Raw genomic sequence first — 13,365 nt, 5'->3', positions numbered from 1 at the left:
CCTCAACACCATCGCCGAGCGCGCTATGCGAACTTCATTCGTATCAGGTGTCATCCTCTGAGGTCGGGGATCCAGGATGCCCACTCGCACCCTGCTAAGCTCATAGGCCGTTGGTCCTGCGACTGCTGCACCCGAAAAGCAGCCGTACTCTTTTCGGACTCGGATATGCGTCAAGCCATTCCGAACACATCCGCTTACTACAGCGCGTGGATTGTGCTGATCCCGGCCAAAACAGTTGGCGTTTCCCTTGGCAAGCGAGGCCACGTGCGTATTGCGTTGCACTGTCAGATTGCGGCCATGCCGCAACTCTAAGTGATCACGTTGGTGTACTCGTGCCGCCTTACAAAAACTAATCGCTCGCGCCAACTGCGACACAAGTCAAATCCTGGCGGCTGGATGAGGGCGACGCTCAGGGAGGCTGCATTCGTCGCCGGAGCCGCTCTACCGAGTATTACTCAAATTGCGTTGTGCGCCCTCTAGAACAGGCTATTATAGCGCGACAATCTGGTTGGGAAGCACTGTCACTGATTGTCGCGCCGCACGGTTATCGAGCTTTGGTCCACAGTATGCCGTCGCCCCATACGTGCTCGACGCGTCCCCACTCGCAGGCTGCTGCGACATGCGGGAAGAACCCACGTCCATGGTGGTTTGCACTCGTATTGCAAAGCAGCGGAATGCCTGTGAGCTTTTCGTATTCGACGAGAAGCTCGGCGACTTTGTGCTGAGAGGTCCTGCAAATCGTCTGCAATCGCGCCGATCCATCGAGATGTACAACAGCGGGGATTTTGTCCCGCCATTCTGGTCGTGTCTGGTGATCGAAAAGCATGTAAGGGTCCGGTGTTCCGGGACTAAATATATCCGGCGCACGATCCTCTAGGCATATCGGAGCCACTGGCCGGAAGTGTTCGCGAAGTTTGATGTCGTTGAGATAATCCTTCATTCGCGGCGAGGTCGCGGGGGCGAGAATGCTTCTGCTACCCAACGCCCGAGGCCCAAGCTCGGCGCGGCCGGTAAGAAAAATCACGGGCTTGTTGCCGGCAAGAATGGTCGCAAGTTCATGCAGACTACACGGCGCGGCCTTCCATTCGGGGGGTACATCTCGACGTTGCAAGGCTGGACCACTATATACCGACCATTCCAACGGCGAGAAGCCTTTTTCCACCACCATTGCGCAGCAAGCGGCACCGATTGCCGAGCCACTGTCATTCGGAAACGGGGGCACCCAGACGGCATCGAACAGGCCTGTCGCACGTAGTGCGCTGTTCCATTTGATATTGAGACCGCAGCCACCTGCTACGCACAGATTGCGCGCCCCAAGATATGAATGCCGCTGCAAAGCAAGCGCCATTTTGCGGACGAGGAGACGCTCGAGGAAGCAATGAAACGATGCCAGCACATCTTCGGGGGCCCTGGCCTTTAGGTGGCGCGCGCTGGCGTCGAAGAAGTCATGCACAGCCGCAAGCGCGGACTCCATGCTCTCAATGTCTGTACGGAAACTGGCAAGTTTCGTGTCGGCCGCAAAGCGCTCCTGGTAGAGTTCCTCAAAGACCGTGACAATGTTTTCAATGACAGACCCGAGCGCGATATACGCCATCAGCTTGCCGGCTACACCCAGGTTAAGCTTGCCGGCACCGCCCGGGTCCACCTTGCCGGGGCCACCCAGGTCCCAGTTAGCGCGGTTCGCCTGCTTATACGGTCCAAAATGAAGTCCCGCGGCGGCATAGACATGCCCAATCACCGGGAACAGGCATTCGATGAACTGAGCGCCTCGATGTTCTACGTGATAAAGACGTGGAAAGGTGCCGCCGTCCCACACGAGGCAGAAGGCGGGCTGTCCAGCTTTGGCAAAGGGGCTGGTGCAGTATGCGGAGGCTACATGGCCTGTGACGTGCGGATAGCTTCTATAAGGGAAATCGCTGCCATCGAGCCTAAGACCAGAGCCATCGCACGAGGTGAGAAGGCCGTCGGCATGGCGTTCAACATAGGGCGCCCCTTTGAGAGTGATCGGTGTCGTCCCGCTGAGAACCTGGAACTGCGACTCCGCCACCCCCGCCCAGCCATCGATGACGAACTGATCAACTTCTTGCGGATCCAGACCGTGTTCGGTCAAAGCGACGACGATTGCATCGAGGTTGTCGATTGTTTGATACCGCGGATTGTTGCTCCGTTTCTCCTGCTCGATACAAAAGATAAGCCGTCCGTCCTCAACAAGAGCAATCCCGCCGTCATGTGTCAGCTTGATACCGCAGATGCGCATAGTGCCTCCTTGTCTGATGCCGGCAATTCGATTGACAAAGACCGAATCGAACTTAGAAAGATGCGAATAGGAAATCGTCGTGGATCGATTCTGGCACCGCTCGCGCTCGACGTCGGTCTAAGGTTGCATTCCACATACCCACGACCGTCTCGGCACTAGCAGCGTGACCCCAGCGCGGCGATCCGATTACTAGATGCCGCACGTAGCGCAGTGCACGATCTAGACCAATGCAAATCGCAGGAATCCCTCGCGGTTTCTCGGCCGACTCTCGCGTTCGCAAACTGCTTGGCGGGTTCCTGACATCAGACGAGTGTGTTTTCGGACAGAAGCATGCGCTACGCCAATTGGGAGGTGCTATCCGACCTACCGCCGCGAACTGGACTCGGCGGTCGGTTTGGCTTCTCCGGTCAACAGCGGAAGTACCGCAACACGCAGATCATTGATGCATCGATCATCGAGAGCTACCGCGTGCAGGCCAAGCGGACGAAGGAATTTGGCCGACTCGGCGCGATGTTGACGTCGACGGGCGGCTCGAGGTGCGCAGCCTCTCCAAATTTATTGTCGTCGTCGGCGCACCTGTCGAGGCCTTGCGTGACGTGTCGCTCATGGCCAGCGAATTCGTTGTACAGCCTGGCCTTGAAGTCCGTAAAGAGCCAGGGCCTCAATCTAACGTTGTTGTCGAGAAAGCTTGGCGATCGTCGATCAAGTAGCTAGACGGCCCGCAGCTTGTAACTCCAACACAAAGACTTCGAGCCGCCGTATCGCGCGGCAGCGAGGCACGGGAATTGCCAAGCCGCTCCAGCCAGCAAATCACCTCTATCGCCATTTTTCCACCATTGTGAACCCATTCATATTTCTGAGATCAACATTTTAGTGGTCTCACGTGCGCGAGCGAAGACCGCCGACTAGATAGGCATGTTGGTCGCGGGAAAGTTCGGTTGACTCTTTAGTACTTTTCAAATCCCACCATTTTCATGGTCCAGCGGCTGACACCCCCCTTGTCGTCGCGATGAATGAACATCTTCCTGATTGTAGTCTCGAGGTTTCTACGCTCGATCGCGGGCAGGAACGGAATGTCGAGCCGACGTGTCTGAGCGAATTTCTCAACTACGGTCTCAGTTGAATTGCAGGAAGGCAATCGTGCGGCAATCCCGTGCGTGGTATGTAGATCCTCGATAAAGTAGAAACCGCCAGGCTCGACGATGGGAAACAGCTTCGCTAGAGCAAGCTGCTGGTGATAAGCTGCGTGCGAAGCGTCATCAATGATGATCCTTACGGGCGGGAGCGAGTTCGCTAGGCGTTCCAGGGCTACCGTATCGCCCATGTCAAGGCGCTCGAAACGGAACCGGTCCATCTTAAAGGCGCTGAAATCGGCAACGTCGCATCCGATGATCTCGGCTTTGGGAAAGAACTCCAGCCACATCTTAATAGACGGAATGTCGTCAACCTTGCGACCGACCACTACATCGGGATCGAGAGAGCCGTTTCCGTGTTGTAATCCAATCTCGACCATCGTGAAAGGTTGCTGGCGGAATTCTTCGAACAGAAAAGAGTAGAAGCTGGTGTAGCCGTGGGCGTCGCCTACCTCATTCCCCTTGTCGGTTCCGAGGGCATTAGCTCGCTTGGTCAAATTCGGTGCGCTCATTGCAGCATTTCCTATTCTCGGATGGAGCATTACACGGCGGGTCAGCTTCTGAGTTCAAGAAGCATACCAAAACCGTCAGTCTGAGTTTCCTTCTTATTCTCATCTGGCACGTGTCTCAGGTAGAACGGGTGTGTCGTGACTCCGACAGTGCGCCGCATGCTCCTTCTCGGTTCTTTAACGCGTCCCCCACGTGCAAATGCGGCGGCTGATGGTGACTCCGCCCACCGCCCCGACAGCGGCAGTGTGGTAGCCTCTCCCGGCATCTGCACCCCTCGCTACGGCTCCAACAGCGCGATGGGATCTCGGGGGATCACGAGTCACGTACTGGCGTTTGCGCTGAGTGACCGACGGGCGCTGGAAGGTCACAAGTTATTCCAAGAAACCGGTAGCCGCTTTGAGATGTATTACTGCAACCGCACAGATCCGCGCGAACGAGTAAGGTCGACGGTCGCAAATGCCGCATCGTCTTAGTCGCCTTACGACTGAGCTTCGACTGGCTCGCCTCAATCGACTAGATCCAACTGGGCACCCTCTTGTCTGAAGCATATACGGCGCGGCGGTCTGTATTTCTCCTTCCTAGCAGTCCCGATATTCTCAGCCGGGACAATCGTACCCAGAATATCTAAGTACCGATGCAATTCGACCATTGCGACCAGAAGCAAACCGGCGGCCAGCTTTAGCTCAGAGCGACGCGGTTGCGCCGCCGATTGAACTCGTGGCTCTCGCCGGGAGCGAAGATGACAGGGTGATCGAGACGATCAACGATGATCCGGCTAGGCCATCGTAGCTTCCAATGCCTCAGCACCACAAGCAGCCCGACGGCTCTCGTGCGGCGCTCGCAAATCTGCTCGCTTTGTATTGTGTTCCTAAGAGCAGAATTCTGCAAAGGGGTTCTATTTCCCCTGGTAATTTGGGGGCCGCTTCTCGAAGAAAGCGTCCATCCCTTCCTGCTGATCAGAAGTGGTGAAAGCAACCCGGATCGCTTGCCGTTCAAATTCCACACCGGCATCGAGGTTCGTTTGATAGGCGGCCAGAACGGCAGCCTTCGCAAGCTCCGTCGATCGAGGCGGCTTCTGTGCGATTATTTCCGCAATCTCGAGCGCGCGTGCCCGCGCCTGGCCCGTTTCTGTAACCTCGGAGACCATTCCTGCCTGCATTGCGGCACGGGCCGAAATTGATTGGCCAGTGAGGATCATCAGCATGGCAAGCGATTTGCCCGCCACGCGTGTCAACCGCTGGGTTCCGCCGTCACCCGGCAAAACGCCGATGTTGATTTCAGGTTGACCGAAGAGCGCGCCTTCGCCTGCGATAATGATATCGGCCAGCATTGCAAGTTCGTGACCGCCCCCAAGACAAACGCCCTCTACGGCAGCTATGATCGGCTTGAGACAGTTGGTGAGGTCGCGCCAATCATTGCGTCGGGCGAGATTGTTAATGGCCTCGAAGCCGCGTTGTTGCATCTCCTTGATATCCGCGCCCGCGCAAAAGAACGTGTCGGTGCCGCAAAGCACGATGCAGCGGACGTCCTCATCCAAAATTGCGTCTCGGCAGGCCGATGCAAGTGCCGCGATAAGCTCATTGCTCAGGGCATTTCGCTTCGCCGGCCTGTTCATGCTCAGCAGGCGGACGTGCGGGAGAGGGGAAGTGGATAGCACGAGTTCGGATTTTTGGATCACGAGAGAATTCTTCCTGGAGAATGGGAGAAGAACCAGAACTTCTTCTCGACTTGGATCGGGATGCACCTTGCGTAAGCTGGCTTGCAGCGAGCTTCGGAGAGATCATTGCGTTGCACACAATTCGCTGCCATTCATCCGGGCAAGCTGCCGAGGACCCGAGGTTGATATGGTTGCTATCGTGCGAGCAAGGCCAGGAAAAACAGACACCACATTGTGGTTTGGGCGGGCTATCCGAAAGCCTTTCTGCTTCGAGCCTCCTGAATCGCCTGCTCCGAGAAGCCAAAGGAAGTCAGGACCTCCTCGGTAGCGGCACCGATCGGCGCGGGGTGAATCCGGACGGCTGGAGGTGTGCGTGAGAGCCGGACTGGCAGTCCGGCGAGCGAAACGACTCCTCGCCCGGGTACCTCAACCTGCCACATGATGCCGTTTTGGCTTGCCTGAGGGTGGCTGATCGCTTCTGGAATTTCATTCACAGGTGAGCAGAGCAGATCCACGGAAGCCAGACGATCGAGTACCTCCGAAGTGTTCAAGGTCATCAAAGCCGGCGCACAATATTCCTGAATGGCGGTCAGATTTTCGATCTGCTTTTCGCGTGTAGCGAGTTCAGGCCGCGTGCTTATGTCCGGTAGATCGAGCGCCTGGCAAAGCAGGCCAAGCGGGTTGTCGCGAAAGAGCATTACAACGGCTACCCAACCGTCCGCGGTCCTGACGAGCATCGCCTGACGCGTCCAGTCGGTTTTCACACCATAGATGCTCTCGCTGGCGATTTCGCACAGCTGCATAGCGAGCGAAACATCGAACAGCGACGTCGACACCAGTTGTCCCCGGCCCGAGGTCTGGCGTTCGATGACGGCGGCAAGAATGCCCTGGACGAGCGACATCGCCGCGCCATAGTCGACAATAGGAGAGTTCGTCAGCTGCGGAGGCTGGTGCTCCTGCAGTCCTCCCCGTGCCAACCCGCTAAATGCCTGCGCCAGCATGTCCTGGCCCGGACGATCTGCAAGCGGACCTGTTTCCCCGAAACCAAACCCCGCAGCATAGATGAGACGGGGATTGCGTGTGCTAAGATCCTTATAGCCGAGGCCCAGCCGCTCCATCACGCCGGGGCGGAAGTTGTGCATCAACACGTCAGCGCGGTCGACCAGGGTCAGCAAGATCTCAAAGGCGGCCGGGTTCTTCAAATCCAAGGCGAGTGTCCGCTTGTTTCTGCCCATCGCAGCGTAATACGCGCTCATCCCGCCGACGCGGGTGGCCTCAAAATCAAGCCCGCGCGTGATGTCACCTTGGGGACGTTCGATCTTGATGACGTCCGCGCCAAAATCCCCCAACACCTGTCCTGCAAGCGGCACCTGCATCACCATGCCGACTTCCAGAACGATCAAGCCGTCAAGGGCGCCACGCGCTACGGAGGCAGTTGCTTTATCGCTCACGACAGGCCTTTCCCTCAGATTGGAACGCTCGATACTATGCCGCGCGATCGTCGCCGTCAAGATTACTATATCCCATTATAAAATTGATATATTGCAATGCGCTGCGAAACCGGCTTTGAATGCGATTGCCGAATCGAGGCGCCGAACAGGCGTTTGGGCCAGCACCTGCCGGAAAGGGGATCACTCCCTGCCGCCGAAAAGCAGGTGCCGACGCAGTTGGACGTCCTGAGACGTTCTGCAAGGCTTGGTGACGGGGGGCCTGATGACGAAGAACTACATCGCCGGTGAATGGATTGCGGCAGCCAAGGCAGTCGCGAACATCAACCCGTCTGATACTCGCGACATCGTAGGCGAGTACGCCCAAGCCTCTGTAGAAGAGGCGAAGCGTGCGATCGATGCGGCCCATGGCGCCTTTCCGGCTTGGGCGCGTTCGACGATCCAGAGCCGCCACGACGTTCTGAAAGCCGTGGGTGACGAGATATTGGCCCGCAAGGACGAACTCGGACGCCTGCTCTCACGTGAGGAAGGAAAGACCTTGCCGGAGGGGATCGGCGAGGTCGCTCGCGCCGGCCAGATCTTCCATTTCTTCGCGGGTGAGTGCCTGAGGCTGAGCGGCGAGAAGCTGCTCTCCGTGCGAGCCGGCATAGACGTTGAGATGTCCCGCGAGCCGCTCGGCGATCACGCCATGGAATTTTCCTATGGCCATTCCGGCCTGGAAGATCGCCCCGGCACTGGCCTATGGCAACTCCGTCGTGTTCAAGCCTGCAGAACTGGTCCCCGCCTCGGCAAACGCCCTTTGCGACATCATTGCGCGCGCCGGCGTTCCCCCCGGCGTCTTCAACCTCGTCATGGGGAGCGGCTCGGTCGTGGGCGAAACAATGCTCGCCAGTACGAAGGTGGCCGCGATCTCCTTCACCGGCTCGTTGTCGACCGGCCGGCGCATTGCCCAAACCTGCATTTCTGCCGATCCCATGAAGAAGATGCAGTTGGAGATGGGGGGCAAGAATCCAATGGTGGTGCTCGACGACGCCGACCTAAAGGTGGCCGTCGAATGCGCGATCAACAGCGCCTTCTTTTCGACCGGCCAGCGCTGCACGGCCTCATCTCGCCTCATCGTGACAGATGGCATTTACGACGCCTTCCTGGCAGCTATCACGGAAAGGATGGATGCGCTGGTCGTGGATGACGCCTGCAAGCCAGGAACGCAGATTGGGCCGGTGGTTGATCAGAAGCAGCTGGAGCAAGACTTGATGTACATCCGCCTCGGCCAGGACGAGGGGGCCAAGCTCGTCGCTGGGGGCGAGCTATTGAAACGCGATGCGCCCGGTTTCTACTTGTCGCCCGCGCTGTTTGCAGAAGTCGACAATCGGATGCGGGTCGCGCGCGAAGAAATTTTCGGCCCGTGGCAGCACTGATCCGGGCGCGAAATTATGACGAGGCCCTTGAGATCGCCAACGACACCCCATTCGGACTATCTTCCGGAATCTGCACCACAAGTCTGAACTATGCCAGCCATTTCAAGCGCAACGCGGAGGCTGGCATGGTGATGGTCAACCTGCCGACGGCGGGCGTCGACTATCACGTGCCCTTCGGCGGCCGCAAAGGTTCGTCCTATGGATCACGTGAGCAAGGGCGCTACGCTGCAGAGTTCTATGCGACTGTGAAGACAGCCTATGCGTTTGATGGAGGTCCACCATGAGCGTGATGGCGGCCGCCTGAAAGCGCCCGAGTTGAACAGTTCTGCACGTTCAGATGATTGACATGCTGGCTTCGTTGCCGACTTCGAGCGAAGCTGCGACCTGGCGGAGCGCCCATTCGAGATCTTCGATGTTTTCGGGAACGCCGATCGATATCCTCAGCCCCGAGATCAAGGAGGGATCAACCACGAGCGCCGAGGGCGGCGTTGTGATGACGCCCCGTTGCAATGAACGGGCTGCCACCTGTTGAGCAATGTCGCTTGGCAGGTCCATCCAGATGTGAAAGCTGGCCGGATGATCTGCACGTATATGCGGCCGGAGGATTTGGGAGGCAAGCTTCACGCGCTTCTTCGCCTCCTGGACCAGAGACTGCTTCACGCGCGCGGCTGTTCCCGTGCGGATCCATTCGGATACGATGAAGGTTGAAATCGGCGAGGCCATCCAGCAGGTCGCGCGCATAGATTGATGAATCTGCGAAAGATAAGGCTCGGGCGCGACGAGCATTCCGATGCGCAGACCCGGCGCCAGGCACTTCGACAGCGTATTGACATAGAAGGTCCGCTCCGGCGCCAATGAGGCGAGCGGCTCGCTGGTCTCGTCCAGGAAGCCGTATGCGTCATCTTCGATGATCAGGATGTCCCGCTTACGCGCGATCCGCACGATCTCTCGCCGGCGTGCCGCGCTCATGATTCTCGCGGTTGGGCTCTGGATGGTGGGAATAGCAAAAAGCACCCGCGCTGCCCCGCTTGCCGCCGCTTTGTCGAAAGCGCCCGGCAGCAATCCTTCGCCATCCATCGGCAGCCCGATAAGGTCGAGCTTTGCGAAATGAGCATAGGACTTCATGCCGTGATAAGTGCCGGCCTCGACGAAGACTTTGTCACCAGGCTGGCAGATCGAGCTGAAGGTCAGCGCTATCCCGTGCTGTGCTCCATTCGTAATAACGAGGTTGTCCGGATTGGCTTCGAAGCCCGATTGACGAAATAGGCCGGCGAGCTGGGCCCGGTGTTCGGCAACACCAGAGTGGGAGAGGTATCCCACGTAGTCGGAGATGTCAGCCGTTGGAAACGTAGATGGGCTCTCAGCTAGCACCTTGGGCAGTAACGCCGGCCCTGGGATGTTGAGGCTGAGATCGACAACCTTGCCACCGGACGCAGGGGTCGGCCTCTGTGACGCGACAAACGTCCCGCGGCCGACGTGCCCCAGAAGCAGGCCGCGCCGTTGACCTTCTGCATAGGCCTTGATGACCGTTCCGACGCTGAGGCCGATCTCCTCTGCCAAATCACGCTGGGTAGGCAGCCTTGTTCCTGCCGCAAGAGTTCCTGCCGCGATGTCGTGTTCGATGGCCTCGACGAGCCGGACGAACAGGGGAGCGGTGCCAGCCCGCAGGTGAGGGTGCCATTTCTGCATTTTGATTGCTTATCTCAGAATACCGCGCTTTCGCTATCCCAATTTTTGGTCCACCAGATCAAGCTCATAGCGGCCGCACCCTCACGATCTCTGTTTGCTTTTCCTCGATGAGCGAGTTGCGCAATGGCCGCCCGAAAGCCGGAGATTCGATCTCGAAAGCGTCACCGCCGCGCAGCTTGACGCCGGCCGAAAAGCTTAAGGCGCTCGCGCCGAAGAAATAGACGTGGACGTCGCCGGGCCGACGAAACGCGCGGTATTTGAAGTGATGGTGCTCAAGATTCTCAATGGAATGAGACATGTTGTTCTCGCCCGAGATAAAGCTTCCGGACCAGATCGCTTCGCCAGCTCGCAAGACGCGGACCGTTCCGGATACCTCGTCCGGAAGATCGCCCACGAGGAGTTCGGGACCATAGGAGCACTGGCGCAGCTTTGAATGAGCAAGGTAGAGGTAGTTTCGCTGCTCCATCACATGATCGGAGTATTCGTTGCCGAGGCAGAAGCCGACACGCAGTACGTCGCCTCCCTCGCCAATGACGTAAAGCCCTACAATTTCGGCCTCCTCGCCCCCGTCTTCAGCATAGGACGGCAACGTGAGGGGTTGCTCAGGTGCGACTGCCCAGGAGCCATCACCCTTATAGGCCCACTCTGGCTGGACCCCGATGGATCCCGGCGGAGGCTTTCCACCGTCCAGGCCAAGCTTGAACATCCGCATTGAATCGGAAAGTTCGCCTGCGGCCAATTTCGCGTGCATGGCGTCGCGCGACTCGGCGCTACCGAGGTGCGTAAGTCCAGTCACCGCGATCATGCAACGCGAAGGATCAGCGTGGTCGAGAGGCGGCAACAGCCGCTTCTCGCGGATGATCGCATCGTAATCGACCTTCTCTCCGAAGCCGCACCTTTGGACGCATTCGGCAAGCGATAGCCGGGAGCGGGCTGCCTCCAAGGCTAATTCGCGTACACTTGTCCGATTGTTCACGAGCACAGGGACCCCGTCGCCCGCCTGGAGCGCAGCGACATGACGAGAACCGTTCAGAGATACAAATTGGATGAGGCGCACGAGATCCATTCCAGGTGAGAGCCAGCCGCGCTGATTGCGGCAAAGCCAGACTGACATTCAAATTGAGATAGGTCAATGTGCTTGGCTAATCGGGGGTGCCAATATTTCATGAGCGATTTCAGTCGTATAGATGTATCAATCCTTCAGCTAGAATGATGGCTACCAGATTGATATATCCTAATTGTATTTGAGATAGTCTATTGCTTGACATTGGCCCGTCATTGTGATGGTCTCGCTCGATATTGGGCTAGTGCACAGAGATGCCGGCCGTCATGGGAGACGAAGCGGTGGAGGCGATTTACTGGTTTCATGGGAGGAGCGGCTGGGCTGGCGATATTGCAGTCCATGCCAAGCTTCTCGCCAGCCCGCGCCCTTTACAACCATCCCTCTCGCGCTCGCGCGAGCCCCTTTGTCTTTCCGCGCAAGTCCTTGTGATCCAAGCGGCGGCCCCGAGACGATCTCATCATTCACCTTTTCCAGGTCAGTTCGGCTTACGTAAGCAGATACTCGATCAGCTCGCATCGTTTGCGCGGAAAAGTAGGAAACGTTCGCCTCGCCAAGCCGAGCGGACGTCTCAGCGCGGAGGAGTTTGTCCGCCTGCCTTGAATCGAAAAACTTAAGCGTCCCGCAGAAGGGCGCATTGCTACAGGAGGGACCATGGAGTTGGGACATAAGCCCGCCCGCGGGCTGTTACACAGACGATTGGAATGAAGGAAGCCCGATCAGCTGCCTTCGATCGCGCCAGCGTCCATTTACGGGCGTGCCGCCAGAAATCTCAGCGCCTTGAGCAGGCCAACAAGCGACAGGCCGGCGCGCATTCGCGCTTGCCGCGCAAGGCTTAAGCAGTCTTACCCAATGAGCGGAAGCAGACCCATGCAAACAATGGCCCAACCTTCTATCGATTTCATTCAGCCCGAGAAGCAAGTTGCAACGAGATCAATGACTATTGGTCTGGGCGGAGGCGTCGCGCTGGAGTGGTATGACTGGCAAGTCTACGGCTTCATGGCGGCTTTTCTATCTCCCCACTTCTTCCCTTCAAATGACCCGGTCGTTTCGCTGCTGGGAGCATTTGCCGTATTTGGAGCCGGATTCATTGCGCGGCCTCTGGGAGCGGCTTTGCTTGGTCCTATCGCAGATCGCATCAGCCATAAACGCGTCATGATGATCGCTGTTACGGTCATGGCGCTATCTTCGTTCCTGATTGCGATCTTGCCGGCTCATAAGGACATCGGGACCCTTGCCACTGCAGCGCTGGTCATTCTTCGACTGATGCAAGGGCTTGCCACTGGCGCAGAGGCGGGCGTCGCCAATGCAATCGCCATCGAGTTGGCACCACCAGGTGAGGAGGGGCGGTATCTCGGCTTGATCAACGGTACATTCATCATGTTGGGTTCGATCGGAGCAAGCCTCGTCGCTTTTCTGGTGAGCGCGGCCGTCGCCCCCGAGGTCATGCGCGAGTGGGCTTGGCGAGTGCCGTTTGCGGTCGGAGGCCTGCTTGGCGTCCTCATCTTCTTCCTGCGCCAAGCAATCCCGGAAACATTGATCGCCCGCGCTATGCATCATGACGAGATGTCGCGCGTTCAGAAAACCACCGGCGGCGTTTGGAAGGCGCTCTGGAATGTGCGACTGTCGCTTCTGGCCGTGATTTTGGTGATCGGCTCGGTGCAGCTCGCCAACTACACGTACAACGTGGGCCTGCCCAACATCGCCAATGGTGTTTTCAAGGAAAACAGCACGTGGGTGTACGGCATCCTGACCCTCATGGGATTTTGCTGGATGGTCTTTTCACCTGCCATCGGTGCGTTTGCAGACAAGATAAAGCCCTCGCGCGCGTTCATCTTGATGCGCCTTCTGCTCATCCCAGCATTCTTCCTGACGCTGCTCTATTCACACCAAAGCCTTCTGACCTACGCCATGGTGATGCTGGTTGGCGGGGCCATGGTGGGCTGCAATATGGCTCTCTACAACTTCATAGCCACAACCTTGATGCCGCGCACAGTGAGAACGACAGGCGTCGCCCTTGGTTACGCAATCGGTGTGACAATTTTCGGCGGTACCACGCCCTACCTGCTGGTATGGTTGCAACGCGAGGACATGGCATGGATGTTCCCAATCTACGGGTCGCTCGTCGCTTTGCTCAGCGTGGTCGTATATCAGATCGCTAAAAAGCGCGGCTGCATCTATGTAGGCGAGTGA

Annotated in this window: 7 protein-coding genes and 1 pseudogene; 2 read left to right on the top strand and 6 right to left on the bottom strand. The window is 57.9% G+C overall.

Features of this window, described 5'->3' with window-relative positions; translation table 11 throughout:
• Window positions 1–544 precede the first annotated feature (544 nt).
• From nodU to QY049_RS19565, 4 genes are all read right to left on the bottom strand, one after another.
• Entirely contained in the window at window positions 545–2,257 is a 1,713-nt protein-coding gene (nodU, locus tag QY049_RS19580; RefSeq protein WP_128955098.1) for a nodulation protein NodU, read from the bottom strand.
• Between the two features lie 946 nt (window positions 2,258–3,203).
• On the bottom strand, window positions 3,204–3,902 hold the full coding sequence (locus QY049_RS19575; protein ID WP_128929758.1) for a hypothetical protein: 699 nt from the start codon (window positions 3,900–3,902) through the stop codon (window positions 3,204–3,206).
• 893 nt (window positions 3,903–4,795) lie between these two features.
• The gene (locus QY049_RS19570) at window positions 4,796–5,578 is read right to left on the bottom strand and encodes an enoyl-CoA hydratase-related protein (protein ID WP_232995601.1); all 783 of its coding nucleotides are present in this window, start codon (window positions 5,576–5,578) and stop codon (window positions 4,796–4,798) included.
• Between the two features lie 227 nt (window positions 5,579–5,805).
• Window positions 5,806–7,068: a CaiB/BaiF CoA-transferase family protein gene (locus QY049_RS19565; RefSeq protein ID WP_128929757.1), complete on the bottom strand. Its 1,263-nt coding sequence runs from the start codon at window positions 7,066–7,068 to the stop codon at window positions 5,806–5,808.
• A gap of 202 nt (window positions 7,069–7,270) precedes the next feature.
• Between QY049_RS19565 and QY049_RS19560 the strand changes: the two are divergent.
• Window positions 7,271–8,707, top strand: a pseudogene (locus QY049_RS19560) (aldehyde dehydrogenase family protein).
• 49 nt (window positions 8,708–8,756) lie between these two features.
• Here QY049_RS19560 and QY049_RS19555 read toward each other — a convergent pair.
• Together QY049_RS19555 and araD1 are read right to left on the bottom strand one after the other, a co-directional pair.
• On the bottom strand, window positions 8,757–10,112 hold the full coding sequence (locus QY049_RS19555) for a PLP-dependent aminotransferase family protein (protein WP_128929756.1): 1,356 nt from the start codon (window positions 10,110–10,112) through the stop codon (window positions 8,757–8,759).
• A 64-nt stretch (window positions 10,113–10,176) separates the two neighbouring features.
• Window positions 10,177–11,178: an AraD1 family protein gene (gene araD1 / locus QY049_RS19550; RefSeq protein WP_249798521.1), complete on the bottom strand. Its 1,002-nt coding sequence runs from the start codon at window positions 11,176–11,178 to the stop codon at window positions 10,177–10,179.
• 864 nt (window positions 11,179–12,042) lie between these two features.
• Here araD1 and QY049_RS19545 point away from each other — a divergent pair.
• Window positions 12,043–13,365: an MFS transporter gene (locus tag QY049_RS19545; protein ID WP_164934143.1), complete on the top strand. Its 1,323-nt coding sequence runs from the start codon at window positions 12,043–12,045 to the stop codon at window positions 13,363–13,365.

Origin of the sequence: Bradyrhizobium sp. WYCCWR 13022 (assembly GCF_030435535.1) — a bacterium.
Lineage (GTDB): Bacteria > Pseudomonadota > Alphaproteobacteria > Rhizobiales > Xanthobacteraceae > Bradyrhizobium.
The sequence above is the reverse complement of the archived record's forward strand: the minus strand, read 5'-3'. Positions and strand labels throughout refer to the sequence as shown.